The sequence below is a fragment of the Amycolatopsis sp. EV170708-02-1 genome (genome assembly GCF_022479115.1).
In the GTDB taxonomy this organism is placed as follows: domain Bacteria; phylum Actinomycetota; class Actinomycetes; order Mycobacteriales; family Pseudonocardiaceae; genus Amycolatopsis.
In genome coordinates, this window is record NZ_CP092497.1 from 3853587 (window position 1) to 3879517 (window position 25931).

Here is a 25931-nt window from a genome sequence, read left to right on the forward strand (position 1 = left end):
CAGGAGGTATGCAACGGACAATCACCCGCGTACTGCTCGTCGTCTTCGGCCTCATCGAACTGCCCGTCGGGCTGTGGCCGCTGGTCAGCCCGGACGGCTTCTACCGGGACTTCCCGGGGTTCCGCACCGGCTGGGTGGCGATGGACGGCCCCTTCAACGAACACCTGATCCAGGACTTCGGCGGCCTCAACCTCGCGCTCGCGGCCATCCTGATCGGCGCCGCCGTGATCGGGACGACCGCCGTGGCCAGGCTGGCCGCGCTCGCCACCTTCTGTTTCGGACTGCCGCATTTCCTCTACCACCTTGGCCACGTCTCGCATTTCGAGCCGGTGGACCAGGTGCTGATCGTCGCGACGACGGCGCTGGGCGCCGTGCTCCCGATCGTGCTGGCGTTGATCCCCTCGAAGCGGGCTACACCGGCGACACCGTGATGCCGATGGCACCGGGCCCGAGGTGGGCGCCGAGGATCATGCTGGCGTCCACCAGGGTGCTGTCGACCATATGCGGCAGCCGCGCCCGCAGCCGCCCGCCGATCTCCAGGTCGCGTTCGTCCGGGCCGAACCGGGTGATGGCGACCTCGACCTCCCGGTCGCCCGCGCATTCCACCGCGAGGTCGACGAGTTTGTTGAGCGCCCGCCGCTGACCCGGCACCCGGGTCAGCGGCGCGACCTCGCCGTTCTTCAGCGTCAGCAGCGGCTTGATCGAGAAGGCGGAGCCGAGGAACGCCTGCGCCGCTCCGATCCGGCCGCCGCGGCGCAGGAACTCCAGCGTGTCGACGTAGAGGATCTCCCGGCTGCCGCGGAACCGGCGTTCGGCCGCGTCGATGACGCGGGTGGCCTGCCCGCCGGCGGCGGCGACCTTGGCCGCCGAGGTCGCCGCGAAACCGAGGCTCATCCCGGTGGTCCCGCTGTCGAGGACGTGCACCGGGATGTTCACCTGCTGGGCGGCTTCGCGGGCGGCGTTCACCGTCTCCGACATGCGGCCCGAGATGTGGACGCTGACGATCGCGGACGCGCCCTTGCTCGCGGCGTCCTGGAAGGCCCAGAAGAACGCGGCGACCTCGGGCGGCGCCGTCTTCACCGGTGTCCCGGCCCGCAGATGGCCGATGATTTCCTCGCGGTCGTAGCGGTTCTCCTCGTCGAACTGCTCTCCGACCTGCAGTTGGACCTGAACGACGCCGATCCCCCAGCGTTCGGTGACCGGGGTGGGAAGGCAGGCGGTCGAGTCCGTGATCACGGCGACTGGGCCGGGCATGGAACGCATGGTGGGGCAGGTTATCCCTTCACCATCTCCGGGAGTACCCCGGAATACGGCCGTTCGGGTTAGTCGGCCGGTTACACTCACTTCCGGGTGAATTACCTGGACGATGGTCCCACTAAAACGTGCATCCAGGTGAATGAGGTCACCTCGGCGGGCCGCGGGGCTGAAATGGCCCTAATCTACCGGCCAGTAGAGCTGTTGCCCCGTGGCCGACGCCGGCCACTAACGGGAGGTCGAAGTAGACCCATGACGAACATCGTTGTCCTGGTCAAGCAGGTACCGGACACCTACTCGGAGCGGAAGCTCTCCGGTGCCGACAACACTCTTGACCGCGAATCCGCCGACGCCGTGCTCGACGAGATCAACGAGAAGGCCGTCGAAGAAGCACTGAAGATCAAGGAAGCCGGCGAGGGCGAGGTCACCGTCGTCTCGGTGGGTCCCGACCGCGCGACCGACGCGATCCGCAAGGCGCTGTCCATGGGTGCCGACAAGGCCATCCACGTCTCCGACGAGGCCCTGCACGGCTCCGACGCGATCGCCACCGCCAAGGTGCTGGCCGCCGCGATCTCCAAGGTCGAGGGCTTCGACCTGGTCATCACCGGTAACGAGGCCTCCGACGGCCGCGGTGGCGCCGTGCCGGCGATCATCGCCGAGCTGCTCGGCCTGCCGCAGCTGACCCACGTGAACGAGCTGACCGTCGACGGCACCTCGATCAAGGCCGACCGCTACACCGAGGACGGCGTCACGCACCTCGAGGCGAACCTGCCCGCGGTGGTGAGCGTCGGCGAGAAGATCAACGAGCCGCGCTACCCCTCCTTCAAGGGCATCATGGCCGCGAAGAAGAAGCCGGTCGAGACGCTGACCGTCGCGGACCTGGGTGTCGACGCGGCCGAGGTCGGCCTCGGCAACGCCTGGTCGTCCGTGCTCGAAGCCTCCCCGAAGCCGCCGCGCACCGCCGGTGAGCGCGTCGAGGACGAGGGTGACGGCGGCAGCAAGGTGGCCGCCTACCTGGTCGCGCAGAAGCTCATCTGAGACAGGTTTCGAGGAGGAATAGGGAAATGGCTGAAGTACTCGTCCTCGTCGACCACGTCGACGGTGAAGTCAAGAAGGTCACGCTCGAGCTGCTGACCGCCGCTCGTGAACTGGGTGAGCCGTCCGCGGTCGTCGTCGGCCCGACCGGCACCGCCGCCAAGGCGAAGGAAGCCCTCGCCGCGCACGGCGCAGCCAAGGTGTACGTCGCCGAGGGCGACAACGCCACCGGCTTCCTGGTCACCCCGAAGGTGGACGTCCTCGCCGCGCTGGCGGAGCGGACCTCCCCGGCCGCCGTGCTCGTCGCGGCCAGCGCCGAGGGCAAGGAGGTGTCCGCCCGGGTCGCGGTCCGCCTCGGCTCCGGTCTGCTGTACGACGCCGTCGGCGTGAACGGCGACGGCAGCGTCGACCAGTCCATCTTCGGTGGCGCGTTCTCCGTGAAGTCCAAGTCCACCAAGGGTGTCCCGGTCATCTCGGTCCGCCCGGGCGCGGTCGAGGCCGCTCCGGCCGAGGGCGCGGCCGCCGAGGAGACCGTCGAGGTCCCCGCGGGCGACCCGGCGAAGTCCGCCAGGATCACCGGCGTCGAGCCGATCGTCGGCGGCGACCGGCCGGAGCTCACCGAGGCCTCGGTCGTCGTCTCCGGTGGCCGCGGTGTCGGCTCGGCCGACAAGTTCGACGTCGTCGAGGCGCTCGCCGACTCGCTCGGTGCCGCCGTCGGTGCTTCCCGCGCCGCGGTCGACTCGGGCTACTACCCGGCGCAGTTCCAGGTCGGCCAGACCGGTAAGACGGTCTCGCCGCAGCTGTACATCGCGCTGGGCATCTCCGGCGCGATCCAGCACCGCGCCGGTATGCAGACCTCGAAGACCATCATCGCGGTCAACAAGGACGCCGAGGCGCCGATCTTCGAGATCGCCGACTTCGGTGTGGTGGGCGACCTGTTCAACGTCGCGCCGCAGCTGACCGAAGAGGTCCAGAAGCGCAAGGGCTGAGCCCCACGTTTCGCGGGGGCCGTCCGGGATTTATTTCCCGGGCGGCCCCTTTTCCGTGACCGGGAAGTGACTTCTCATCCTGAGAGAAGCCTGAGAACCCGCAATTAACTGAACGTGCACTAATCGGCCATCGGGCGCATTGTCGTTGGTACCCCTCCAGGGGTAGACCTGGGTCATGACGACGTCACAGCTCCTCGTCAGTACTGACCAGGCAGGTGTCGAACTCCCGGCCGACGCGCCGCGTTACTCCCTTCTCGTGGCGAACGGAAACGAAGAAGTCGTCGCCGCGCAACGCCTGCGCCATCAGGTGTTCGCCGAGGAAATGGGAGCGACGCTCAATTCCCCCGAACCAGGCCTCGACGTCGACTACTTCGACGAGTTCTGCGATCACCTCGTGGTGCGGGACGACAACACCGGCGAGATCGTGGGCACGTACCGGATGTTGCCGCCCGATCGGGCCGCGCGGGCGGGAAAGCTGTACTCCGACAGCGAATTCGATCTCACCGCGCTCGACGCGCTGCGTCCTTCGCTGGTCGAGACGGGCCGTTCGTGCGTGCACCCCGACCACCGCAGCGGTGCCGTGGTGAGCCTCGTCTGGGCGGGGATCGGGCGCTACATGCTGCTGGCCGGTCACCGGTATCTCGCAGGCTGCGCCTCCGTGCCGCTGACCGACGGCGGGGTCTACGCGGCGGGCGTCTGGGATGTCCTGCGCGCCAAGCACTACGCGGATGAATCCCTTCGGGTGACGCCGCTGAACCCGTGGCGGGTCGAAGGCGTCGAGCGTCCGGCCCGCGCGATCCTCCCGCCGCTCATCAAGGGCTACACGCGTCTCGGCGCGAAGATCTACGGCCCGCCCGCGCTCGACGCGGATTTCGGTGTCGCGGACTTCTTCGTCCTGCTGGATCTGCACAACGTCGACGAGCGGTACCTCAAGTTCTTCCTGGGAGTGCAGGGATGACTCACGCCTGGATGCCGAAATCGCCGTGTGGCGACGGCTGCCTGACCGAAGGGGCGCCGACGGTGGCGTTCGGCAGGCGGGTCCTGCGGTTCACCGCGGCGATCGGTGTCATCTTCGGTGCCTTCCTGAGCGCGCCGCTCGTGCTCGTACTGCGCGGCATGCCCCGGGAACGGTTGGTGCGCCTGCTTTTCGCGGGGATCCTTCGCTCGTTCGGGGTAAAGCTGCGCGTGCTCGGCGACGAGCGGTTCCGCGCCGTGCCCGGCCGTGGCGCGCTCGTGGTGAACAACCACATCTCGTGGCTGGACATCATCGCGGTCAACGCCGTCCAGCCGATGCGGGCGCTCGCGAAGAAGGAGGTCGGCGCCTGGCCGGTGCTCGGCCTGCTGGTGCGCCGCGGCGGCAGCATCTTCCTCGACCGGGAGAACCTGCGGAGCCTCCCCTCGACGATGGACGAACTCGCCGAGGCCATGCGCGGCGGATCACTCGTCAGCGTGACACCGGAAGGCACCACCTGGTGCGGTCTCGGCTCGGGCCGGTTCCGCCCGGCGACCTTCCAGGCCGCGATCGACGGCGGTGTCCCGGTGCGGCCGCTCGCGCTGCGGTTCCGGCTCGCCGACGGGCGGGAGACGACGCAGCCGGCGTTCATCGGGCCGGAGTCGCTCATCGCTTCGCTGCGGCGGGTCGCGGCTCTGCGTGGTCTGGTGCTGGAGGTGCACGTATGCCCGGAGATCGCGCCGGGCCGCGCCGCGGATCGGCGGGAACTGGCCGCACTGGCGGAATCCGCGGTGCAGGCGGCACTGGGGCGGGTGCAGATCCCGGTACAGCGGCGGCGTCGCCCGGCAGTGGTTCCGGTGCCCGGCCCCGCGCGGACTCCGGCGGGCTGAAGGGGACTTTCCCCGCATAGGAAGTGGTGAAAGCGTCCTTCACCGCGTCCTATGCGGGGATGGGCCCCTTCAGCTCAGCCGAAGGTCAGCGTGATCTTCCCGCCCGCGTGACCGGTAACGCTTTCCCGGTGTGCCGCGGCGGCGTCGGCGAGCGCGTAACTCGATCCCAGCTTCAACTTCAGCCCTCGCGCGACCAGATCCTCAAGAACCGCTTGAGTTTCCGAGCCGCCCGCCGAGAACTTCAGCCCCTGCGCGTAAGCCGCCGGGTCCGCGATGGTGATCAGCCGGTCGGGTGAGCCCAGCAACTCGACGGAATCACCCAGGACACCGAAGCCCGCGGCGTCGAACACCGCGTCGACGCCGTCCGGAGCGGCCGAGCGGACTCGCGAGAGCCAGCCGTCGCCGTACTGGACCGGCACCCCGCCGAGGTCCTTCACCTCGTCCAGCGACGAAGCCCCGGCGAGCCCGATGACCGTGGCGCCCAGCGCGACGGCGGCCTGCGTCGCGATCCGGCCGACCTGCCCGCTCGCGCCGTGGATCACCACGGTCTCGCCCGGCTTGACCTCCAGTTCGCCGAGCACCCGCAACGCGGTTTCCCCGGCGATGGGCAGCGCGGCGGCTTCGGCCCACGACAGCCCAGCGGGTTTGCGGATGACCGTGCTCGCCAGCGCGTACTCCGCGTACGTTCCGGTGTCCGACCAGCCGAAGACCTCGTCCCCGACGGCGAATCCGGCGCCTTCGCCCACCGCGTCCACCACGCCCGCCAGCTCCAGGCCGAGGATGTGCGGGAATTCGACGGGCCGGACCTCCGCCATGGCGCCCGACCGGATCTTCCAGTCGATCGGGTTGACGCCGGCGGCCTTGACCTTCACCCGCACCTGGCCGGGCCCGGGCTCCGGCAGCGGGACCTCGGCAGCCCGCAGGACGTCAGGTTCGCCGTACTGGGTGATGGTGATCGCTCGCATGTTCACTCCTACTCGGTTTTCTTCGCTGCGATCAGTCAACCGGCGCCCGGACCCCGCCCGAACCAGCCGGACGAGCAGTGTTCACTAGCCGGGAGAGCAGCGTCCCCGCGCCGGGACGCGCCTACTGTGGAGCCATGGATCCGCTGCAAGTGCTGAGCCAGGTCGAGTACATGCTCGCCGCTCCGCGTCCCGAACTCCTGCCGCGTTTCTCCGCGACGGCCGCGGCCGTCCTGCCGCACCGCGCCGCCGCCATGGAGACCGGCGACTGTTCCCGTCTGCCGACCAAGGTCGACGGCGACCCGGCGATCACCGCCGCGGTCACGAGCGCCGAGCTTCAGCGGCTCGCCGCGCTCGGCGTCCCGGGGCAGGCCGTGGTGGCCGAAGAGACGCTCGGCGGGAAGCGCCGGAAGCTCGTCCTCCTGACCTCGGCACCGGTGATCGGCAAGGGCGCGATGGTCGCGCTCGTCCCCACCGAGGACGAGCCGTCGGACAGCGCGCTGGAGATCGTCGCCAAGCTGTGGGACATCGTCAGCGTGAACGCCGCCCAGCGCGCCACCGACCCCGAGCCCGCCGTCCTGGAAAGCAACATCGCGGCGGCGACCGCGCGGGCGCGGGCGATCACCGATCTGGGCCAGACGCACGCCACCACGCTGACGTCGCTGCTCGCGGTGCTGCGGTCCCGCAAGCTCGGCGACGCCGCCGCCCGGCAGACCGCGACCGATCTCGCCGCGGCCGCGCTGGTCGAACTGCGCTCGATCGCCGACCGCGACCAGGAGCTCTCGGCGGAGCCGGCGTCCGCGGCGTTCGACACCCTCGCCGCGCAGCTGGACCCCTTGGTACGCCACGACGACGTGACCGTCGACCTCGCCGGCCCCGGCGACGAACGGCCGCTCCCGCAGGACATCGCGCACACCGCCCGCACGGTTTCGCGCGGTCTGGTGCTCGCCGCGCTGGAGCGGGGCAGCACCCGGGTCCGGGCGTCCTGGCGCATCGACGGGCAGAACCTCCGCGTCACCGTGCGGGACAACGGCCCGGACGTCGCCCGCGCCGTGCCCGCCACCGGCCTCACCGAACGGATCACCCCGCTCGGCGGCCGCTGGGAGGTCGACGCCGTACCGGACTGGGGCGCCACCATCACCGCCGCCCTGCCGCTGGGCGTGCAGGAAACGCCGGAACTGCGCCCGCTCGACCGGCTGAACCCGCGTGAACTCGAAGTCCTCGCCGGGATCGCGCGCGGGAAACGCAACCGGCAGATCGCCGACGAGCTGGCGCTGACCGAGCACACGGTGAAGTTCCACGTGCGGAAGATCTTGGGGAAACTGGAGGTCACGTCGCGCGGGGAGGCCGCCGTGCTGGCGCGTGAGCTGCGCCTGGAGCCGGCGTCTTGAGCTTGACCTCCACCGGGCTGGAGGTTGCAGGCTCGTCGTATGACGATCACTGGGGACAAGGCCAAGCCGAAGGGTGTGCTCTGGACACCTGAGCACCGCGTGACCACCATCGGGCTGCTGCTCATGGTCACGCTCATCGCGTTCGAAAGCATGGGCGTCGCCACCGCGATGCCGACGATGGTGGCCGACCTCGACGGTCTCGCGCTGTACGCCTGGCCGTTCACCACCTTCCTGGTCGCCAGCGTGGTCGCGACCGTCCTTTCCGGACGCCTCGGCGACCGCAAAGGCCCGGCTCCCGCGCTGCTCGCCGGCACCGCGCTGTTCGCCGCCGGGCTGCTGGTCGCGGGGCTCGCGCACGACATGCCGCTGCTCCTGCTCGGCAGGGCGTTGCAGGGCTTCGGTTCCGGTCTCCTGCTGGTCTCGGTGTCGCTGCTGATCGCGCTCACCTTCAGCGACCGGGAACGCCCGGTGATCTACGCCGCCAACGCCGCCGCGTGGGTGCTGCCCGCGGTGATCGGCCCGTCGGTCGCGGGGGTGGTGACCGTGAGCGTCGGCTGGCGATGGGTGTTCCTGGGGCTGATCCCGCTGACCGGGATCGGGCTCGCCCTGCTGATCGTCGTCACGCGCAAGCTGCCCCGGCACGCGCCCGCCGAATCCGCGCGGCGCGCCGGGGTCGTCCCCGCGGTGGTCGCCGCCCTCGGCGTCGCGGCGCTCACCTGGGCGGCTCAGCATCCGTCCCTCGCGGCGCTGGCCTACGGCGGCGCCGGCCTGATCGCCCTCGCGTACGCGCTTCGCAAACTCCTGCCCGCCGGGACGTTGTCGTCGCGGCCGGGGTTGCCCACAGTGATCGCCTCACGCGCGTTGATCGCGGGCGCGTACGCCGGGATGGAGGCGTACCTGCCGCTCACGATGACCGAGGTCCACGGCTACAGCCCCGCGCTGGCCGGGCTGCCGCTGACGGTGACCGCGCTGGGCTGGTCGGCGGGGTCGATGCTGCAGGGCCGCATGCTCGACTGGTCGCGCGAGGCGTCGCTGAGGACGGGGTTCGCGCTGGTCGCGGCCGGTCTGGCGATCTTCGTCTTCGTCCCGCTGCCCTCGTTCCCCGGCTGGATGGCGTTCGTGGCGTCGGCGATCGGCGGCTCCGGGATGGGGATCGCGATGCCCGCGATCTCGGTGCTGCTGCTCCGGTACTCGCCGGAGGCGGAACGCGGGTTCAACACCTCGGCGCTGCAGCTCGGCGACTGGGTCGGATCGGCCCTGACCATCGGTTTAGGCGGTGTCCTGCTCGCGTCGCTGGCTTCGGCGAAGGACCCTTCGGTGGCGATCGTGGTGCTTTCGGTGGTGCTGACCGGCATCGCGTTGCTGGGGGTGCGGGTGACCGGACGGTGGCCGTCGGATATGAGCGCCGCCACCCGCTGACCAGGGTGGGCTTGGTCACGCCCCGGAACGGGCTACCCTGAAGGATGCGATGACCTATCTCGACCACGCGGCGACCACCCCGATGTTGCCCGAAGCCGTAGCGGCGATGTCCGAGGCGCTGTCCACAGTGGGCAACGCCTCCGCGCTGCATTCCTCGGGACGCCGGGCCCGCCGCCGGGTCGAAGAAGCCCGCGAGGTGATCGCGGAGGCGCTGGGTGCCCGGCCGTCCGAGGTGATCTTCACCGCCGGTGGCACGGAGAGCGACAATCTCGCGGTCAAGGGCATCTTCTGGGCCCGCAACGGCGAGAACGCCGAGCGCCGCCGGGTGTTGTGCAGCACCGTCGAGCACCACGCCGTCCTGGAGTCCGTCGAGTGGCTGGAGCAGCACGCGGGCGCCGAGATCGTCTGGGTCGAGGTCGACGAGGCCGGCCGGGTGACCCCGGAATCGCTGCGCACCGCCATCGGCGAAAGCCCCGAGACGGTCGCGCTGGTCACCGTGATGTGGGCGAACAACGAGGTCGGCACGGTCAACCCGATCGCCGCGCTCGCCGCCGTCTGCGCCGAGCACGAGATCCCGCTGCACACCGACGCCGTCCAGGCCGTCGGCGCGGTGCCGGTCGACTTCGCCGAAAGCGGCGCCGCGGCGCTGACCCTCACCGCGCACAAGCTCGGCGGCCCGTACGGCGTCGGCGCGCTGCTGCTCGGGCGCGACACCGCGTGCGTGCCGGTGCTGCACGGTGGCGGCCAGGAGCGCAGCGTGCGTTCGGGCACGCTCGACGTTCCCGCGGTGATCGCGTTCGCGACGGCGGTGAAGGCCACGGTCGAGGGGCGCGAGGAGTACGCGAAACGCGTCGCCGAACTGCGCGACGACCTGATCGAGGCCGTCCGGCGCGAGGTGCCGGACGTGGTGCTCAACGGCGGCGAGGGCGAGCGCCTGCCGACGCACGCCCATTTCACCTTCCCCGGTTGCGCGGGTGACAGCCTGTTGATGCTCTTGGACGCCAAGGGCATCGAATGTTCCACCGGATCGGCGTGCACGGCGGGTGTCGCGCAGCCGAGCCACGTGCTGCTGGCCATGGGTGCCGAACCCGCGGCCGCGCGCGGGTCGCTGCGGTTCTCGTTCGGGCATACCTCGGCACCGGAAGACGTTGAAGCGGTTTCGAGGGAGATCGCGGGCGTCGTCGACAGGGCGAGGCAGGCGGGACTCGCCGGAATGCGCAAGCAGACGCAGAAGCAAGAGGTGTGAGGAAGATGCGCGTACTGGCCGCGATGAGCGGGGGAGTGGACTCGGCGGTGGCCGCCGCGCGCGCCGTGGACGCCGGGCACGAGGTCGTCGGCGTGCACCTGGCGCTGTCGGCGAAGCCCGGCACGCTGCGCACCGGATCCCGCGGCTGCTGCACGATCGAGGACTCCGGCGACGCTCGGCGCGCGGCGGACATCCTCGGCATCCCGTTCTACATCTGGGACTTCGCCGAGCGTTTCACCGAAGAGGTCATCGAAACCTTCGTCGGCGAGTACGCCGCCGGCCGGACGCCGAACCCGTGCGTCACCTGCAACGAGAAGATCAAGTTCGAGGCGTTGCTGGACAAGGCGATGGCGCTCGGCTTCGACGCCGTCGCCACCGGGCACTACGCCCGTCTGTCCCTTGTGGACGGTGTACCGGAGCTGCGGCGCAGCGTCGACACCGGCAAGGACCAGTCCTACGTGCTGGCTTCGCTCACCCCGGAACAGCTGCGGCATTCGCTGTTCCCGCTCGGTGATTCGTGGAAGACCGACGTCCGCGCCGAGGCCGCGAGCCGGGGCCTGTCGGTGGCGAAGAAGCCGGACAGTCACGACATCTGCTTCATCCCGGACGGCGACACGAAGAGCTTCCTGGAGAAGCGGCTCGGCCAGCGTCCCGGGCAGCTCGTCGACGCGGAGACCGGCGCCGTGCTCGGTGAGCACACCGGTGTGCACGGCTTCACCGTCGGCCAGCGCAAGGGTCTCGGCATCGAGGCGCCGGCGCCGGACGGGCGGCCGCGCTACGTGCTGTCGCTGGAGCCGGTCTCGGGCACCGTGAAGGTCGGTTCCGCGCGGGATCTCGGCGTGAACGTGATCGAGGCGGATCGTCCGATCTGGCCCAGCGAGCGGCCGCTGGACGGCCCGACCGAATGTGTCGTCCAGGTGCGCGCGCACGGCGGGATCGTCGAGGCCGTCGCGGAGGTCTCGGGCGACTCGGTGAGCATCCAGCTTCGCGAGCCGCTGCGCGGGGTCGCGCCGGGGCAGGTCGTCGTGCTGTACCGCACCGACGCCGCCGAAGGCGACCTGGTGCTCGGCAGCGCGAAGATCTCCGGCACTCGCTGACCCCCGCATTTAGTCCTCTGGATGCGGTCCTTGCGCGTGCAAGTACCGCATTCAGAGGACGAAATGCGGCAGGGGGTTAGAACTTCAGCTTGAAGCCGGTGTGCGTCGCCTCGAAGCCGAGGCGTTCGTAGAACCGGTGCGCGTCCACGCGTTTCACGTCCGACGTCAGCTGCACGATGGCGCAGCCCCGCCGCCGCGATTCGTCGATGGCCCACGTCATCAGCTCGCCACCCAGGCCGGAGCCGCGATGGCTCGCCCGCACCCGGACGGCCTCGATCTGCCCGCGCAGCGCGCCTTTCCTCGCCAGGCCGGGAATGATCGACAACTGGAGCGTGCCGACGGCCTCCCCGCCGTCGTCGGCGACGATCAGCAGTTGCGCCGGGTCGGCGGCGATCTGCTCGAAGGCCTTCAGATACGGCGTGAGGTCATCGGCGGAGTCACGGGTGCTGCCGATCTGGTCGTCGGCGAGCATCCCGACGATCGCCGCGACGTCTTCCCGGCGCGCTTGACGGATGATCATGAGGCGTAGTGTCGCACCCCGTCGGTCTCGGCCGCGGTGAGTTTCCCTTGCGCCACCAGCAGATCCAGATGCGAGCCGGTCTCCAGGACGGCGAGCATCTGGTTGAACGGGTCCATGTCGGGCAGCTTGCGCTGTTTGCGCGTCCACCCCAGCCGCAGCGCGACCTCGTACGCCGTCGTGACGTCCGCGGTGATCTCGCCGCCCATGACTTCGAGCCGGTCCCGGTGGTGCTCCAGCAATTCGTCCACGCGGGCGTGGACGCTGCCGGTGACGGGGCCGTGCGCGGGGAGCATGCGCCGGTCCGGCATCTCGCGGACCAGGCGCAGGGAGTCGAGGTAGTCGCTCAGCGGCAGTTCGGTGGGCACCGGCTGGAACCCGATGGACGGCGTGATGTGCGGCAGCACGTGGTCGCCGGAGAACACCAGCCCCGCCTCGTCGTCGACGAAGACGACGTGCCCGTCCGTGTGGCCCGGCGTGTGCACGACGTCGAATTCGCGGCCGGGCACGATCGCGCGTTTGCCGGGGACGAGCCACTCGTCGGGCTGCTCCCACAGATGCGCCTCGGTGTGCCGGACGCCGCCGAAGGCCCTGGCGAGCTCCTCGACGACGGGGTCCGCGCCACAACGCTGGAGCAGGCCGACCTGCGCTTCCATTGGGAACCGGTCCGGATCGCCGGAGCGCACCAGCGACGGCTCTTCCCGCTTCCCGAGCCCGAGCTTGCCGCCGAACTCGCGCCGAAGCTCCACGGCGAGCGTGTAGTGATCGCGATGCACGTGGGTGATCAGGAACTCGTCGATGTCGCCGAGATCCGCTCCGAGCGCCTTCAACCCGCGCGAAAGCCGCTCGCGCGCCGACTCCAGCGCCCAGCCCGAGTCCACGAGGACCAGGCGGGTGCCGTCGGTGACGACGTACACGTTGACCGCGCGCAGCGCGTCCTGCGGCAGGGGCAGCGGGATCCGGTGGACCCCCGGTGAAACCGTGTAGACGCCTGGCTCGGCCCAGTCCCGTTCGCCGTCTTCCGGCAACGGCTCCATGGTGACCTCCGTCCCGGACGCACTCCGGTGTGCCGCCCAGTCCCACCACTTTGTGCCGCCGGAAGCCGAGTGTCCACTTGAGCGGGGTGAGACCCCGGTCACTACCTCAGCGTGGTGCAGGGCCTCGTGAGTGGCAAGGACGGTTAGAACCGTCCTTGCCACTCACGAGGCGCGGCCTCAGCCCTTGTCGTCCTGCTTCAGCGCCGTGTCGATGGTCAGTGCCGAGGCGACCACCATCGACGCCAGCGGATCCCGCAGCGGCCGGTGGATCTCGACGACGTAGTTGTCGGCGGTGGTGAACGCGGCCTTCACGAAACCGCCCCAGGTCTTGGTGATCCGCGCGATCTCGACGTCGGCGTGGTCCTTGATGACGAAGTTCCACGCCCGCCAGTTTTCCGCGAAGATCCCGCCGACCTTCTGGCCGTTCACCACGAAACCCAGCCGGATCTTGCCGAAGACGTTCTCCTGCACGATCTCCCCGATGGGGGAGTCGTCGGCCTTCGTCACCAGGAACCGGGATTTGAACACCTTCGCGGGCCGCGTCACCTTCAGCACGGTGCTGTGGTTCGCGTCGCGGATTTCGAAGCGGTGGGTCAGGAACTGGTCGTAGTTCGTGAGCAGCCGGATGGCCTTCTTCAACGTGCTCTGCCCGACCTGGACGACGCCGCCGAGGCGGTTGCCGTTCTGGTCGAACACGCCGAACTCGTTCGACATCTCGATGAGTTTCGCGCGCTGGTTGACCACCAGGACGGGTTCGGAGAACAGTGTTCCGCCGCCGACCACCCCGGTGGCCCGGCCTTGGGTCCCCCTCGCCGCCTGCGCCCGGATCTTGTTCGGGTCGGCAGCGCCTTCGATGTCCAGCTCGATCATCTCGGCGTCGTGCGACGGCCGCGTGTTCGCGGTCCAGGCCTGCCCGTCCCACCACCGGTACACCCGGGGTTCTGCTGGTCGGGATACCAGCCGGCGGGCTGTGGAGAGCTCGTCATGGCAGGTCAGCGTAATGCGCTCGGTGCCGTCTCGGGCCCGTCGACGGCAATTGCGTCGAATGTCCGTGTCCTCGGCGTGCCCCGCCTCCCCGCACACTCGGACCAAGGGGAGAATCCGGGTGTGAACGAACGACCTTGGCCCCCTGGCGCGGCCACCGCGATCGGTTCCCTGCCCGGTACCGATCCGGTCGAGGCCGCTTCGATCGTGTTCGGCGAACTGCCCGAATTCCCCTGTATGCCGGAACTTCCCGCCCGCGGCGTCGGTGCCGACATGATCGGCCGGACGGCGGCGCTGCTGGTCGACCTCGCGGTCGAGGTGGTGCCGAGCGGCTACCGCGTCACCGCCCGTCCCGGGCACGACCACCGCCGGGCCCTCGACCTGATGAACTGGGACCTCGACGCCGTCCAGGAGGCGAGGGAAAAGGCGGGCGCCGCGCCGCCCGCCTTCAAGATCCAGGTCGCCGGGCCGTGGACGCTCGCGGCGAACGTCGAATTGCCGCGCGGGCACCGTGTCCTCACCGACAGGGGCGCGTTGCGTGATTTCGCCGCTTCGCTGCTCGACGGACTGGCGGAGCACGTCGAGGAACTGAAGTCGCGCATCGGTGCGCCGGTGGTGCTCCAGTTCGACGAGCCGTCGCTGCCCGCGGTCCTCGCCGGTGACCTCCCGACGGCGTCCGGCTACGGCACCGTTCCCGCCGTGCCCGCGCCTGAGGCCCGCGAACTGCTGTCGACGGTGATCTCGGGGGCGGAGCGCATCACCGGTCAGCCGGTCGCGGTGCACTGCTGCGCCGAAAAGCCGCCGATCTCGTTGCTGCGCGCGGCGGGGGCGAAGGCGATCGCGTTCGATTTCGCCTTGCTGAAAGGCGCTTCGCCCGCGCTGCTCGACGAAATCGGCGAGACGCTGGACTCCGGAACGACGCTGATGCTCGGACTCGTCCCCACCACCGACCCCGGCGTGCCGGTGGAACTGCGTGACGTGGTCTCGCCCGTGCTCAAGCTCGTCGACCGGCTCGGTTTCCGCCGCGAGATCCTCGCGGAGCAGGTCGTGCCGACCTCGGCGTGCGGGCTCGCGGGTGCCACTCCCGAGTGGATGCGCCGCGCGCTCACGCTCAGCCGTGAGGCCGGCAAGGCTTTCACCGAACCGCCTGAAGGCTGGTGAGCGGCGCGGTAGCGTGCCCGTCATGCGTTTGTTCCGCCGTTCCCGCACATCCGAGGACGTTCCCGACCCCCGCACCGCCTGGCCGGAGCAGCCGGTCCCCGAGGACGCGGCCGCCGCGGCGGCGACGTTCTGGGAGGCGTGGTTCGCGCTTTTGCCGGAGGTCAGCGCCGCCCTCGGCGACCGCGAACCGCATCGCGTGGAACACGACCTCTGCACCATCGTCGAGGCGTTGCACCTGCGGCTGCACTTCTCCCTCGATCGCGGGCACCGGGCGATCTACTCGCTGGTGCTGACCGGCCAGGAGGATCCGGAGCTGCGCCCGTACACCGACGCGTGGAAGGCCGCGGCACCGCCGGAGGACGCGATCTGGGAGTACCACGACTCGGTCCCGCCGGTCCCCGATCCGAGTGAAGTCACCGTCAACCTCGGCGAGACCCGGATCGCGCTCGCCGACGTCCGGGTGACCGCGAAGGTCGACGAATCAGCCGGACGGGTGGACGTGACCGTGTTTCATCCGTTGATCGACGAGCTCGCGCCGGAGACCCGGACGACCATGACCTTCCTGCCGCTGGACGCCACGCTGGGTGAGCGTGTCGCGGCCGAACGCCTCGGGAAGGTCGAGCTGGTGACCGAGGCCCAGGACGGGCAGCTGACCCTCCTGGAACTACGCGAGGTGGTCGGCAGGCTGTCCGGAAATGTCGGTACCCCCGACTAGGGTTACCCCCGTGAGCAGCGAACTTCCCGAGAACCCCGGTCCGGCGCAGGACGTCACGGACGTGCCCGCCGACGTCCGCGAAAGGCATGCCGAGCTGGCGGAGGAGATCCGCGGGCACCAGTTCCGGTACTACGTGCTGGATTCACCGATCGTGTCCGACGGCCAGTTCGACGAGCTGCTCAACGAACTCCAGGCCATCGAGGACGAACATCCGGGGCTGGTGACGCCGGAGTCGCCGACGCAGAACGTCGGTGGCACCTTCTCCACCGAGTTCGTCGCGCACGACCACCTCGAGCGCATGCTCAGCCTCGACAACGTCTTCGACACCGAGGAGTTCGAGACCTGGGTCGAGCGGGTCCAGAAGGAGATCGGCGCGACGAAGTACCTCGCCGAACTGAAGATCGACGGGCTCGCGATCAACCTGCTGTACGAGAACGGCCGCCTCACCCGCGCGCTGACCAGGGGCGACGGCCGCACCGGTGAGGACGTCACGCTCAACGTCCGCACGCTGGAGCAGGTGCCCGAGCGGCTGACCGGGACGGACGAGTTCCCTGTGCCCGCGCTGGTCGAGGTCCGCGGCGAGGTGTTCTTCCGCGTCGAGGACTTCCTGGCGCTGAACGCGAAGATGGTCGAGGCGGGCAAGGATCCGTACGCGAACCCGCGCAACACGGCCGCTGGTTCGCTACGGCAGAAGGATCCCAAGATCACGAAGTCGCGCAATCTGCGGCTGATCTGCCACGGCCTCGGCAAACGCGAGGGTTTCGAGCCGAAGCGTCAATCCGAGGCGTACGACGCGCTCGCCGCGTGGGGCCTGCCGGTCTCGCCGCACAGCAAGGTGCTGACTTCCGGCGAGGAGCTGCTGGAGCACATCCGGTACTGGGGCGAGCATCGCCACGACGCCGAGCACGAGATCGACGGCGTCGTCATCAAGGTCGACGAGGTCGCGCTGCAGCGGCGTCTAGGCACGACGTCGCGGGCGCCGCGCTGGGCGATCGCCTACAAGTACCCGCCCGAAGAGGCGATCACCACGCTCCTGGACATCCAGGTCAACGTCGGCCGCACCGGTCGCGTCACCCCGTTCGCGGTGATGGAGCCGGTGAAGGTGGCCGGATCCACGGTCGCGATGGCGACGCTGCACAACCAGGAAGAGGTCAAGCGCAAGGGTGTGCTGATCGGGGACAAGGTCGTCATCCGCAAGGCGGGCGACGTCATCCCCGAGGTGCTCGGCCCGGTGGCGGACGCGCGCACCGGCGAAGAGCGCGAGTTCGTCATGCCGCTGCGCTGCCCCAACTGCGACACCGAACTGGCGTACCAGAAGGAGGGCGACATCGACATCCGTTGCCCGAACGCGCAGTTCTGCCCCGCGCAGCGGCGGGAGCGGCTGTTCCATCTGGCGAGCCGGAACGTCTTCGACATCGAGGTGGTCGGGTACGAGGCCGCGGTGGCGCTGCTGGACGCCGGTGTCGTGCACGACGAGGGCGACATCTTCGACCTGGACGAGGAGAAGCTGCTCCAGGTCGAGCTGTTCCGCACCAAGGCGGGGGAGCTCTCGGCCAACGGGCGCAAACTGCTGGAGAACCTGGAATCGGTCAAGGATCGTCCACTGTGGAGGGTCATCGTCGGGCTGTCGATCCGGCACGTGGGCCCGACGGCCGCACAGGCGCTCGCCCGGGAATTCGGTTCGCTGGAACGGATCGAGAACGCCTCCGAAGAGGAGCTCGCCGCCGTCGACGGGGTCGGGCCGACCATCGTGCGGGCCGCGAAGGAATGGTTCGAGGTCGATTGGCACCGCGAGATCGTCGAGAAGTGGCGCGCGGCGGGCGTGCGGATGGAGGAGGAGCGCGACGAGTCCGTCCCGCGCAACCTCGAAGGCCTGTCCATCGTCGTCACCGGCTCGCTGAACGACTACTCCCGAGACGAGGCCAAGGAGTTCATCATGGCCCGCGGCGGGAAGGCGGCCGGTTCGGTGTCGAAGAAGACGGCGTTCGTCGTCGTCGGCGACGCGCCGGGCACGAAGTACGACAAGGCCGTGCAGCTGAAAGTGCCGGTGCTCGACGAGAACGGCTTCCGCGTGCTCCTGGAAGACGGGCCCGAGGCCGCGGCCGAGCTGGCGCTGGTGACCGAGGAGGAACCCGGTGACTGACCTGGAGATCCGGCCCGCGCGGCCGGAGGAGCTGACGGCCGTCGGCGAGCTCACGCTGGCCGCGTACTCCGCGGACCGGAGCCTCGTCGACGGCGTGGGCTACGCCACCGAACTGCTCGACGCCGCCCGGCGGGCGGAGCTGGCCGAGCTGCTGGTCGCGGTCGACGGGGACGGCACGCTCGTCGGCACGGTCACCATCGCCCGTCCAGGGACACCCTTCGCCGAGCTTTCCCGCGACGGCGAGCTGGAGTTCCGCATGCTTGGGGTGCTGCCCTCGGCGACAGGGCGCGGCATCGGCGAGGCCCTGACCAGGGCGGTCATCGCGCGGGCGCGGGAACTCGCCGCCGCGAGGGTGGTGCTGTGCAGCCTGGTCACGATGGAGCGGGCACACCGGCTCTACGAGCGGCTCGGCTTCGTGCGGCTGCCCGAACGGGACTGGGAGCCCCATCCCGGGATCACCCTGATCGCGTACCACTTGGAGCTCTGAAGACGATACACCAAGTTGGTGTATCGTTGGTGTATGAGCCGGACCAATATCGACATTGATGACGAGCTGGTCGCTGCCGTGATGCATCGCTATGGATTCAAGACCAAGAAGGACGCGGTGGATTTCGCGTTGCGGAAAGCGGCGCCGGTGATCACCACCGCCGACATCCTGGAGCTGGAAGGGATCGGTTGGGAAGCGGATCTGGACGAGCTACGCGATGACTCCGCGGATCGCAAGTGGCGCGATGCCTCCTGAACAACGCTGCCTGATCGACAGTTCGGTGTGGATCGACTTCCTTCGCAAACGCGCCACCCGGGCGAGGGATCTGGTCGTCGAGCTGGCCGCGCAGCCGAAGATGATCGTGACCTCCGAGCCGATCGTCATGGAACTGCTCGCGGGAGTGAGCGCCGAGGCGCTCCCGCGTCTCGAGAGGACCCTCGCAGGCTTCGTGAACCTGGGCGTCGATCCCGCGATCGACTTCAGGAGCGCGGCAGAGATCTCCCGCGCCGTCCGTGCGGATGGGCACAGGGTCCGTTCCGCGATGGATTGCCTCATCGCGGCGGTGGCGGTACGGCACAAGGCGGTGCTGATCCACAAGGACGTCGACTATGTGCGCATCGCCGAGGTCGTCCCAGAGCTTCGGGCCGAGGCGATCTTCGACTCCTGAGTGGCGTTTAGTCCTCTGAATGCGGTACTTGTACGCGCAACGACCGCATCCAGAGGACGAAACGCGAAGGTCAGCTGTCCAGCACGACGGCGACGATCCCCGCGAAGTGCGCCAACCGCGCCACCTCGGCGGCCCGGAAGTTCGGCCCGCCCGGCCGGGCGACCAGCAGCGCCTTTCCCGGCTTCCCCAGCGGCGTCGCCGCGAGTTCGGTCCCCAGTTCCTTCCACGTCTCCGGCACCCAGGCCTCCTCGGCGTCGAGGATGGTGGCGCGTTCCAGCGGCAGCCACGGCAGGTCGGTGATCGGCGTTTCGGGCGCGGCGTTGGACGACGCCAGCCGGATCGCGCCCGCCTCGGCGTGCTCGACGACGACGGCCCAGCCCGCCCGGATGATCCGTGGCACACCTTCGGCGAGGATCTCCAGCCCCGTGGCGGGCTGGGCGGCGATCTCCTCGACCAGTTCGAGTTCACGATGGGTGTCCAGCACGCCGGCGTACGGCCGGACGGCGTCGACCTCGACCCCGTCGACGCTTTCGGCGGCGGTGATCAGCGCGTCCGGCAGCCTGCCGGAGGGGATTTCGACGACGAGGTCGTCGATGGCGACACCGCCGCCCCGTTCGACCACGTCCACGCTCAGGATGTCGGCGCCGACGGTGCCGAGCGCGGTGGCGACCGCGCCGAGGGTCCCCGGGGTGTCCGGTAATTGGACCCGGATCAGGAACGACACACGCGCCCCTCTCGCCTCAGGCGTCCCAGCCTCGCCGTGGAACGCGCTACGCCGGGCGCCGATTGTGACAGACCGGACGAGGTAATGGGGCACGACGTCCGGGGCGCGGGATAACGAACCAGGCACTCCTTACCCGACATGGGAGCGCAGGCCGCGGCATAACCCAGTCGAGTCCGCCGACGCCGCCACCATAGACTTGCAGCTTCCGACAGAACCCGCACAGCACACCCCGGGAGTCACCCGCGTGCCCAACATTTCCCGCGACGAGGTCGCACACCTCGCCAAGCTGGCCAGGCTTGCCGTCACCGAAGAGGAGCTGGACGTCTTCGCAGGCCAGCTCGACCAGATCCTGGACTCGGTGGCCAAGGTGAGCGAGGTCGCAGGCGAGGATGTCCCGCCCACGTCGCACGCCGTGCCGCTGACCAACGTGTTCCGTGAGGACACGGTCCGACCGGGGCTGACCCAGCAGCAGGCGCTGGCCGGTGCGCCGGCCAGCGAAGAGGGTCGTTTCCGGGTGCCGCGGATTCTGGGAGAAGAACAGTGACCGAACTCATCAAGCTGACCGCCGCCGAGCTGGCGGAGAAGATCCAGTCCCGTGAGGTGTCGGCCGTCGAGGTCGCGCAGGCACACCTGGACCGGATCGCCGAGGTCGACGACCACATCCACGCGTTCCTGCACGTCGACACCGAGGGCGCGCTCGAAGCCGCCCGCGCGGTGGACGCCGACGTCGCCGAGGGCAAGGCGCCGAAGTCGCCGCTCGCCGGTGTCCCGCTGGCGCTCAAGGACGTGCTGACCACCAAGGGCATCCCGACCACGGTCGGTTCGAAGACCCTGGAGAACTGGCTCCCGCCGTACGACGCCACCGTGACGCGCAAGCTGCGCGAGGCCGGTGTCGTGGTGCTCGGCAAGACCAACATGGACGAGTTCGCGATGGGCTCCTCCACGGAGAACTCCGCGTTCGGCCCGACCCACAACCCGTGGGACCACGCCCGCATCCCCGGCGGTTCCGGCGGTGGCTCCTCGGCGGCGATCGCGGCGTTCGAGGCCGCGATCGCGATCGGTACCGACACCGGCGGCTCGATCCGCCAGCCCGGCGCGGTCACCGGCACCGTCGGCGTGAAGCCGACGTACGGCGGCGTCTCCCGCTACGGTCTCGTCGCCTTCTCGTCGTCGCTCGACCAGGCCGGTCCTTGCGCGCGGACGGTGCTCGACGCCGCGCTGCTGCACGAGGTCATCGCCGGGTACGACCCGATGGACTCGACCTCGATCGACGCGCCGGTCCCGCCGGTGGTCGCCGCGGCCCGCCAGGGCCTGACCGGTGACCTCAAGGGCGTGCGTGTCGGCGTGGTGAAGGAATTCGCCGGCGACGGCTACCAGCCGGGCGTGTTGCGGTCGTTCGAGGCCGCCGTCGAGCAGCTTCGTGCGCTCGGCGCCGAGGTCGTCGAGGTCTCGTGCCCGTACTTCACTTACGCGCTGCCCGCGTACTACCTGATCGCGCCGAGCGAGTGCTCGTCGAACCTCGCCCGGTTCGACGCCATGCGCTACGGCCTGCGCGTTTCCGACGACGGCGAGCACAGCGCCGAAGAGGTCATGTCGCTCACCCGCGAGAAGGGCTTCGGCCCCGAGGTCAAGCGCCGCATCATGCTCGGCACGTACGCGCTGTCCTCGGGCTACTACGACGCCTACTACGGCTCGGCGCAGAAGGTCCGCACGCTCATCACGCGGGACTTCGACGCCGCGTTCGAGAAGGTGGACGTGCTGGTCTCGCCGACCACGCCGACCACCGCGTTCAAGATCGGCGAGCGCGTCGACGACCCGATGGCGATGTACCTCTCGGACATCTGCTCCATTCCGGCGAACCTCGCCGGCAACGCCGCGATGAGTGTCCCGAGTGGACTGTCGCATGAGGACGGCCTGCCGGTCGGCCTGCAGATCATGGCCCCGGCGATGGCCGACGACCGGCTGTACCGCGTCGGCGCCGCGTACGAGGTCGCGCGCGACGCCGCCAACGGTGGCTCGCTGGTGCACGAGGTTCCGGAGCTGGGAGGAAAGAAGTGACCGCCGTGGTGGAACTCATGGACTACGCCGACGTCATCGAGCGGTTCGACCCGGTGCTGGGCCTCGAGGTGCACGTCGAGCTGAACACGAACACCAAGATGTTCTGCGGCTGCGCCAACGAGTTCGGCGGCGAGCCGAACACCAAGGTGTGCCCGACCTGTCTCGGCCTGCCCGGTTCGCTGCCGGTCGTGAACGGCAAGGCGGTGGAGGGCGCGATCCGCATCGGCCTCGCGCTCAACTGCGAGATCGCCGAGTGGTGCCGGTTCGCCCGGAAGAACTACTTCTACCCGGACATGCCGAAGAACTTCCAGACCTCGCAGTACGACGAGCCGATCGCCTTCAACGGCTACCTCGACGTGACGCTGGACGACGGCGAGGTCGTGCGCGTCGAGATCGAGCGCGCGCACATGGAGGAGGACACCGGCAAGTCGCTGCACGTCGGCGGCGCCACCGGGCGGATCCACGGCGCCGAGCACTCGCTGCTCGACTACAACCGCGCCGGCGTGCCGCTGATCGAGATCGTCACCAAGACGATCGAGCACACCGGCGGCCGCGCCCCCGAGGTCGCCCGCGCGTACGTGAGCGCCCTGCGGGATCTGCTGCGCGCGCTGGACGTCTCCGATGTCCGCATGGACCAGGGTTCCCTGCGCTGCGACGCGAACGTCTCACTGATGGCCAAGGACGCGACCGAATTCGGCACGCGCACCGAGACCAAGAACGTCAACTCGCTGCGCAGCGTCGAGCGCGCCGTGCGCTACGAGATGACCCGTCAGGCGGCGATCCTCGCCGAGGGCGGCTCCATCAAGCAGGAGACGCGGCACTTCCAGGAGGCCGACGGCACCACGTCGCCGGGCCGCACCAAGGAGACCGCCGAGGACTACCGGTACTTCCCGGAGCCCGACCTGGTCCCGATCGCGCCGTCACGCGAATGGGTCGAGGAGCTGCGCAAGACGCTGCCGGAGATGCCGTCGGAGCGCCGCAAGCGCATCCAGCGGGAGTGGAACCTGACCGACGAGGCGCTGCGCGACCTGCTCAACGTCGGCGCGGTCGACCTGGTCGCCGCGACGGTCGAGGCGGGCGCCACGCCGGACGAGGCCCGCAGCTGGTGGGTCAACACGCTGGCGCAGGAGGCCAACTCCCGCGAGATCGAGCTGGCCGAGCTGGCGATCACCCCGGCGCAGCTGGCCGAGGTCATCGCGCTGGTCAACGCCGGCGAGCTGACCAACAAGCTGGCGAAGGAGGTCGTGCAGGGCGTGCTCGCAGGCGAGGGTTCGCCGTCGGAGGTCGTCGAGAAGCGCGGCCTGAAGGTCGTCTCCGACGACTCCGCGCTCATCGCGGCGGTCGACGAGGCGCTGGCCGCGCAGCCCGACGTCGCCGAGAAGATCCGCGGCGGCAAGGTGGCCGCGGCCGGGGCGATCGTCGGCGCGGTCATGAAGGCCACCAAGGGCCAGGCCGACGCCAAGCGCGTGCGCGAACTGATCGTCGAGCGAGTCGGTGCCTGAGCTCGCTTTGAAGAAGGCCACCTGGCGTGAGTGGCTCGGCCTCGCGGCCGGGCTGCTCGCGCTGGTGGCCTTGTTCCTTCCGTGGACGACGCTGACCGCCTCGCGCCCGGAGATCGAAGACGTGCTGAAGACGTTGCCCGCCACCGACGTCACGCGTGACGCGTGGCGTTCGGGCTTCCTCGCGTGGGCGCCGCTCTTCCTCCTGTTCCTTCCCAGCCTCGCGGTCGTGCTGTTCGGCCGCGTCGACGCCGTCCGCCGGGCGGGCTTGCCGCATTTGTGGCTGATGGCGGCCATCGGCGCGCTGCTGCTGATGGCGCTCGGCTGGACCACCCTCGACTGGCAGTTCGACGCCGACCAGCGCGGGATTCTTTCCGCCGCCGGTATCGAGATCGGGACCGGTCTCGGCCGCTATCTCGGCCTGGTGGCCGCTGCGGTCTCCGTCGTCGTGGCGTTCTTCGACGTCCGCGTGCTCCGCGCCGAAACCCGCACCCGTCGTCCCTGATTCCCCTTTCGCATTTAGTCCTCTGAATGCGACAGGGTATGGAGAAAGCGCTTTCTCAGAGGAGGTCATCGTGTTCCCTCTTCCCGGCGGTATCGGACTTTCCCACCTGTGCGCCTATGAATGGGAAGCCGCGGACGGGGTGTGCGGAGGAAGCCCGCATCTGCATCTCGCCTGTACCGAGGCTTACGTCGTCACCGGCGGACGTGGCGCCGTGCAGACGCTCGACGTCGGCGGCTACCGGGAGACCGAACTCGAAGCCGGTGTCGTCGCGTGGTTCGCGCCCGGCACGGTCCATCGGATGGTGCAACGCGAGGATCTGCGGATCACCGTGCTCATGCAGAACAGCGGGCTGCCCGAAGCGGGCGACGCGGTCTTCACCTTCCCACCGCCGGTCCTCGCCGACCCGGACGCGTACGCGGAGGCCGCCGCGATGCCCGCGGACGACGAGGCGGCCCGCCGTCGCCGTGATCTCGCGATCGAGGGCTACCTGCCGATCCGGGACGCGCTCGTCGCGGGAGATCCGGGCCCGCTGAGGGATTTCTATCGCGCGGCCGTCGCGCTGGTCGCGCCGAAGGTCGAGGCCTGGCTCCCGCGCTGGCGGGCCGGCGCGCTGGCCGCCGCCGAGCTGACCGGCGAGCACCTGAGGGCGCTCGCGAACGGCGACGCGAGCCACTTGGAGCACTCCGGCGTGCGGATCGCCGGTCCTTCCGAGGAGGACGGCTACGGGATGTGCGGGAGGCGGACGGAGTACCGCATTGACATGTGACCATTTGGTCACCTATTTTGTCCTGCATGACCACTTCACGCAGGACACTCGTCACCGTGCTCGTCGCAGTCCTTCTCGGCGCGCTGTTCACCGCCGCCCCGGCGACCGCCGAGGAGCGCTGGCGCACCCACGAGGGCACCATCGACGGCGCCGACTACCTGGTCAAAGTGCCGAAGCGCTGGAACGGCACGCTGGTGCTCTACAGCCATGGCCTCTACGTGGAGCAGGGCGGCAAACCGGCGCAGATCATGCTGGCCACCCGGCCGGAGACCGAAAGATGGTTGCTCGACCAGGGTTACGCGCTGGCCGCGTCGAACTACAAGGGCGTCTTCGGGCACGTGATCGAGGAGGCCTTGACCGATCAGATCGCGCTGCTGGACTGGTTCGAGGCCAACGTGGGCGAGCCGCGGCGGACCATCACGAGTGGAATGTCCATGGGCTCCGTGATCTCCCTGAAGCTGGCCGAGAACAACCCGGGCCGGTTCGACGGCGTCCTGGCGCAATGCGGCGAGTACGACGCGCAGGGCACCTGGAACACCGCGCTGGACATCCTCTTCGCCCTCAAGACACTGCTGGCGCCGGACGCGGACATCGACCTGGTCCGGCCTCGTGACCCGGAGGCCTCGAAGGCGGCCCTCGAAGCCGCCGTGGCCGAAGCGCAGAAGACCGACGCGGGCCGGGCGCGGATCGCGCTGGCCGGAGCGCTGGGCACCGTCCCGGGCTGGGCGCTCGCACACGAGCCGGAGCCGACGGCACTGGCCGATCGCCTCGCCCAGCAGGCGATGTGGGTCGCCGGCGCCTACCTGTTCGGCTACGGACCGGGCGCGCGTCCGGAGATCGAGCACCGGGCAGGAGGGAACCCGTCGTCGAACACCGGCATCGACTACCGGCGTCAGCTCGCCCGGTCCACCGGTCTCGACCTGGTCCGGCAGGCCTACCGGACGGGTGGCGTCGATCTGGAAGCCGACCTCGACCGGCTCGCCGACGCTCCGCGGATTTCGGCGGATCCGAAGGCGCAGGCGTACATGGAGCGCCACACCGTGGCGCGCGGCACCACGCCGTCGCCCGTGCTGACCACGCACACCACCGGTGACGGCGGCGCCGTCGCGGGACAGGCCCGCTGGTACGGCGACCAGGTCCGGCGCAACGGCGATCCCGCTCTGCTGCGGCAGACCTACGTGAGCCGGGGCGGTCACTGCTCGTTCAACGCGGCCGAGGAGATCGTCCTGCTGCGCACCCTGCTGACCCGGGTGGACACCGGCCGCTGGCCGTCCACCGAACCGCACCGCCTCACCGCCGCCGCGAACGCGCTGGGGGACGGTTACCGGCTCGTGCCGGAGCTGTTCGACCCGCAGGCCGGGGAAAAGGCGATGGCGCCGTCGTTCACACGGTTCACCCCGGCGCCGCATCCGCGGCCGTCCAGGTAAGGACCG

26 protein-coding genes and 1 pseudogene are annotated in these 25931 nt (G+C 69.8%); 21 read left to right on the forward strand and 6 right to left on the reverse strand.

The annotated features are described in order from the left end of the window. Positions 1-8: 8 nt before the first annotated feature. Positions 9-431: a hypothetical protein gene (locus MJQ72_RS18160; RefSeq protein WP_240600511.1), complete on the forward strand. Its 423-nt coding sequence runs from the start codon at positions 9-11 to the stop codon at positions 429-431. On the opposite strand, the gene MJQ72_RS18165 is transcribed toward MJQ72_RS18160, so the two are convergent. After that, positions 412-1263, reverse strand: a complete 852-nt coding sequence (locus tag MJQ72_RS18165; RefSeq protein ID WP_240600513.1) for a DegV family protein — start codon at positions 1261-1263, stop codon at positions 412-414. The two genes, MJQ72_RS18160 and MJQ72_RS18165, sit on opposite strands and share 20 nt — an antisense overlap. A 243-nt stretch (positions 1264-1506) precedes the next feature. Here MJQ72_RS18165 and MJQ72_RS18170 point away from each other — a divergent pair, with 243 nt between their 5' ends. From MJQ72_RS18170 to MJQ72_RS18185, 4 genes are all read left to right on the forward strand, one after another. Then, positions 1507-2292, forward strand: coding sequence for an electron transfer flavoprotein subunit beta/FixA family protein (locus tag MJQ72_RS18170; protein WP_007031634.1), 786 nt, complete (start codon positions 1507-1509; stop codon positions 2290-2292). Positions 2293-2318: 26 nt separating this feature from the next. Further along, positions 2319-3278 (forward strand): electron transfer flavoprotein subunit alpha/FixB family protein, encoded by a 960-nt coding sequence (locus MJQ72_RS18175; protein ID WP_016336565.1) that lies wholly within the window; start codon positions 2319-2321, stop codon positions 3276-3278. 175 nt (positions 3279-3453) lie between these two features. Next, positions 3454-4236 (forward strand): GNAT family N-acetyltransferase, encoded by a 783-nt coding sequence (locus tag MJQ72_RS18180; protein ID WP_240600515.1) that lies wholly within the window; start codon positions 3454-3456, stop codon positions 4234-4236. Next, the gene (locus tag MJQ72_RS18185; protein WP_240600517.1) at positions 4233-5120 is read left to right on the forward strand and encodes a 1-acyl-sn-glycerol-3-phosphate acyltransferase; all 888 of its coding nucleotides are present in this window, start codon (positions 4233-4235) and stop codon (positions 5118-5120) included. Before MJQ72_RS18180 ends, MJQ72_RS18185 begins: the two co-directional genes overlap by 4 nt. Before the next feature lie 74 nt (positions 5121-5194). Here MJQ72_RS18185 and MJQ72_RS18190 read toward each other — a convergent pair whose 3' ends face one another. Continuing rightward, positions 5195-6085, reverse strand: a complete 891-nt coding sequence (locus MJQ72_RS18190; RefSeq protein ID WP_240600519.1) for an NADP-dependent oxidoreductase — start codon at positions 6083-6085, stop codon at positions 5195-5197. Positions 6086-6219: 134 nt separating this feature from the next. Between MJQ72_RS18190 and MJQ72_RS18195 the strand changes: the two genes are divergently transcribed. The 4 genes from MJQ72_RS18195 to mnmA are packed head-to-tail and all read left to right on the forward strand — an operon-like array spanning position 6220 to position 11235. After that, positions 6220-7473, forward strand: coding sequence for a LuxR C-terminal-related transcriptional regulator (locus MJQ72_RS18195; RefSeq protein WP_240600520.1), 1254 nt, complete (start codon positions 6220-6222; stop codon positions 7471-7473). A 24-nt stretch (positions 7474-7497) separates the two neighbouring features. Beyond that, positions 7498-8892 (forward strand): MFS transporter, encoded by a 1395-nt coding sequence (locus MJQ72_RS18200; RefSeq protein ID WP_396426956.1) that lies wholly within the window; start codon positions 7498-7500, stop codon positions 8890-8892. A 49-nt stretch (positions 8893-8941) separates the two neighbouring features. Beyond that, on the forward strand, positions 8942-10138 hold the full coding sequence (locus tag MJQ72_RS18205) for a cysteine desulfurase family protein (RefSeq protein ID WP_240600524.1): 1197 nt from the start codon (positions 8942-8944) through the stop codon (positions 10136-10138). A gap of 5 nt (positions 10139-10143) precedes the next feature. Further along, positions 10144-11235: a tRNA 2-thiouridine(34) synthase MnmA gene (gene mnmA / locus MJQ72_RS18210; RefSeq protein WP_034315910.1), complete on the forward strand. Its 1092-nt coding sequence runs from the start codon at positions 10144-10146 to the stop codon at positions 11233-11235. Between the two features lie 76 nt (positions 11236-11311). Here mnmA and MJQ72_RS18215 read toward each other — a convergent pair whose 3' ends face one another. From MJQ72_RS18215 to MJQ72_RS18225, 3 genes and pseudogenes are all read right to left on the reverse strand, one after another. Beyond that, positions 11312-11755, reverse strand: coding sequence for a GNAT family N-acetyltransferase (locus MJQ72_RS18215; protein WP_240600526.1), 444 nt, complete (start codon positions 11753-11755; stop codon positions 11312-11314). Continuing rightward, positions 11752-12789, reverse strand: coding sequence for an MBL fold metallo-hydrolase (locus tag MJQ72_RS18220; RefSeq protein ID WP_240600528.1), 1038 nt, complete (start codon positions 12787-12789; stop codon positions 11752-11754). The genes MJQ72_RS18215 and MJQ72_RS18220 overlap by 4 nt, the downstream gene beginning before the upstream one ends. Before the next feature lie 177 nt (positions 12790-12966). Then, positions 12967-13775, reverse strand: a pseudogene (locus MJQ72_RS18225) (phospholipid scramblase-related protein). A 121-nt stretch (positions 13776-13896) separates the two neighbouring features. On the opposite strand from MJQ72_RS18225, the gene MJQ72_RS18230 reads away from it, so the two are divergent. From MJQ72_RS18230 to MJQ72_RS18255, 6 genes are read left to right on the forward strand one after another with little or no spacing between them, the layout of a single operon-like run. Further along, positions 13897-14934 (forward strand): methionine synthase, encoded by a 1038-nt coding sequence (locus MJQ72_RS18230; RefSeq protein ID WP_240600531.1) that lies wholly within the window; start codon positions 13897-13899, stop codon positions 14932-14934. Positions 14935-14956: 22 nt separating this feature from the next. Then, positions 14957-15649, forward strand: a complete 693-nt coding sequence (locus tag MJQ72_RS18235) for a hypothetical protein (protein WP_240600532.1) — start codon at positions 14957-14959, stop codon at positions 15647-15649. A gap of 10 nt (positions 15650-15659) precedes the next feature. Continuing rightward, the gene (gene ligA, locus MJQ72_RS18240; protein WP_240600534.1) at positions 15660-17792 is read left to right on the forward strand and encodes an NAD-dependent DNA ligase LigA; all 2133 of its coding nucleotides are present in this window, start codon (positions 15660-15662) and stop codon (positions 17790-17792) included. Further along, on the forward strand, positions 17785-18279 hold the full coding sequence (locus MJQ72_RS18245) for a GNAT family N-acetyltransferase (RefSeq protein ID WP_240600535.1): 495 nt from the start codon (positions 17785-17787) through the stop codon (positions 18277-18279). The genes ligA and MJQ72_RS18245 overlap by 8 nt, the downstream gene beginning before the upstream one ends. A 33-nt stretch (positions 18280-18312) precedes the next feature. Further along, entirely contained in the window at positions 18313-18534 is a 222-nt protein-coding gene (locus tag MJQ72_RS18250) for a type II toxin-antitoxin system VapB family antitoxin (protein ID WP_240600537.1), read from the forward strand. Then, on the forward strand, positions 18524-18946 hold the full coding sequence (locus MJQ72_RS18255; protein WP_240600539.1) for a PIN domain nuclease: 423 nt from the start codon (positions 18524-18526) through the stop codon (positions 18944-18946). Before MJQ72_RS18250 ends, MJQ72_RS18255 begins: the two co-directional genes overlap by 11 nt. 70 nt (positions 18947-19016) lie before the next feature. Here the strand turns inward: MJQ72_RS18255 and MJQ72_RS18260 are convergent, their stop codons facing one another. Continuing rightward, positions 19017-19670 carry an amino acid-binding protein gene (locus tag MJQ72_RS18260; RefSeq protein WP_240600541.1) on the reverse strand — a complete coding sequence of 218 codons (654 nt, stop codon included), beginning with the start codon at positions 19668-19670 and terminating at the stop codon, positions 19017-19019. Between the two features lie 244 nt (positions 19671-19914). Between MJQ72_RS18260 and gatC the strand changes: the two genes are divergently transcribed. From gatC to MJQ72_RS18290, 6 genes are all read left to right on the forward strand, one after another. Next, a complete protein-coding gene (gene gatC, locus MJQ72_RS18265) occupies positions 19915-20214 on the forward strand; it encodes an Asp-tRNA(Asn)/Glu-tRNA(Gln) amidotransferase subunit GatC (protein WP_005162012.1) in 300 nt (99 codons plus the stop codon). After that, the gene (gatA, locus tag MJQ72_RS18270; protein ID WP_240600543.1) at positions 20211-21728 is read left to right on the forward strand and encodes an Asp-tRNA(Asn)/Glu-tRNA(Gln) amidotransferase subunit GatA; all 1518 of its coding nucleotides are present in this window, start codon (positions 20211-20213) and stop codon (positions 21726-21728) included. Before gatC ends, gatA begins: the two co-directional genes overlap by 4 nt. Further along, positions 21725-23230, forward strand: coding sequence for an Asp-tRNA(Asn)/Glu-tRNA(Gln) amidotransferase subunit GatB (gene gatB / locus MJQ72_RS18275; protein ID WP_240600545.1), 1506 nt, complete (start codon positions 21725-21727; stop codon positions 23228-23230). The genes gatA and gatB overlap by 4 nt, the downstream gene beginning before the upstream one ends. Next, the gene (locus tag MJQ72_RS18280) at positions 23223-23732 is read left to right on the forward strand and encodes a hypothetical protein (RefSeq protein WP_240600547.1); all 510 of its coding nucleotides are present in this window, start codon (positions 23223-23225) and stop codon (positions 23730-23732) included. The genes gatB and MJQ72_RS18280 overlap by 8 nt, the downstream gene beginning before the upstream one ends. A gap of 70 nt (positions 23733-23802) precedes the next feature. Continuing rightward, positions 23803-24498 (forward strand): cupin, encoded by a 696-nt coding sequence (locus MJQ72_RS18285; RefSeq protein ID WP_240600549.1) that lies wholly within the window; start codon positions 23803-23805, stop codon positions 24496-24498. Positions 24499-24524: 26 nt separating this feature from the next. Beyond that, positions 24525-25925 (forward strand): DUF6351 family protein, encoded by a 1401-nt coding sequence (locus tag MJQ72_RS18290; RefSeq protein ID WP_240600550.1) that lies wholly within the window; start codon positions 24525-24527, stop codon positions 25923-25925. The last annotated feature ends 6 nt before the right edge of the window (positions 25926-25931 follow it).

Excerpts from the sequence above, each read along its gene's own strand:
- MJQ72_RS18235 (WP_240600532.1), top strand. The coding sequence starts at position 14,957 with ATGCGTTTGTTCCGCCGTTCCCGCACATCCGAGGACGTTCCCGACCCC.
- MJQ72_RS18250 (WP_240600537.1), top strand. The coding sequence starts at position 18,313 with ATGAGCCGGACCAATATCGACATTGATGACGAGCTGGTCGCTGCCGTG.
- MJQ72_RS18175 (WP_016336565.1), top strand. The coding sequence starts at position 2,319 with ATGGCTGAAGTACTCGTCCTCGTCGACCACGTCGACGGTGAAGTCAAG.
- MJQ72_RS18160 (WP_240600511.1), top strand. The coding sequence starts at position 9 with ATGCAACGGACAATCACCCGCGTACTGCTCGTCGTCTTCGGCCTCATC.
- MJQ72_RS18165 (WP_240600513.1), bottom strand. The coding sequence starts at position 1,263 with ATGCGTTCCATGCCCGGCCCAGTCGCCGTGATCACGGACTCGACCGCC.
- MJQ72_RS18255 (WP_240600539.1), top strand. The coding sequence starts at position 18,524 with ATGCCTCCTGAACAACGCTGCCTGATCGACAGTTCGGTGTGGATCGAC.
- mnmA (WP_034315910.1), top strand. The coding sequence starts at position 10,144 with ATGCGCGTACTGGCCGCGATGAGCGGGGGAGTGGACTCGGCGGTGGCC.
- MJQ72_RS18170 (WP_007031634.1), top strand. The coding sequence starts at position 1,507 with ATGACGAACATCGTTGTCCTGGTCAAGCAGGTACCGGACACCTACTCG.
- MJQ72_RS18215 (WP_240600526.1), bottom strand. The coding sequence starts at position 11,755 with ATGATCATCCGTCAAGCGCGCCGGGAAGACGTCGCGGCGATCGTCGGG.
- MJQ72_RS18190 (WP_240600519.1), bottom strand. The coding sequence starts at position 6,085 with ATGCGAGCGATCACCATCACCCAGTACGGCGAACCTGACGTCCTGCGG.
- MJQ72_RS18205 (WP_240600524.1), top strand. The coding sequence starts at position 8,942 with ATGACCTATCTCGACCACGCGGCGACCACCCCGATGTTGCCCGAAGCC.
- MJQ72_RS18290 (WP_240600550.1), top strand. The coding sequence starts at position 24,525 with ATGACCACTTCACGCAGGACACTCGTCACCGTGCTCGTCGCAGTCCTT.
- MJQ72_RS18220 (WP_240600528.1), bottom strand. The coding sequence starts at position 12,789 with ATGGAGCCGTTGCCGGAAGACGGCGAACGGGACTGGGCCGAGCCAGGC.
- MJQ72_RS18195 (WP_240600520.1), top strand. The coding sequence starts at position 6,220 with ATGGATCCGCTGCAAGTGCTGAGCCAGGTCGAGTACATGCTCGCCGCT.
- MJQ72_RS18180 (WP_240600515.1), top strand. The coding sequence starts at position 3,454 with ATGACGACGTCACAGCTCCTCGTCAGTACTGACCAGGCAGGTGTCGAA.
- MJQ72_RS18185 (WP_240600517.1), top strand. The coding sequence starts at position 4,233 with ATGACTCACGCCTGGATGCCGAAATCGCCGTGTGGCGACGGCTGCCTG.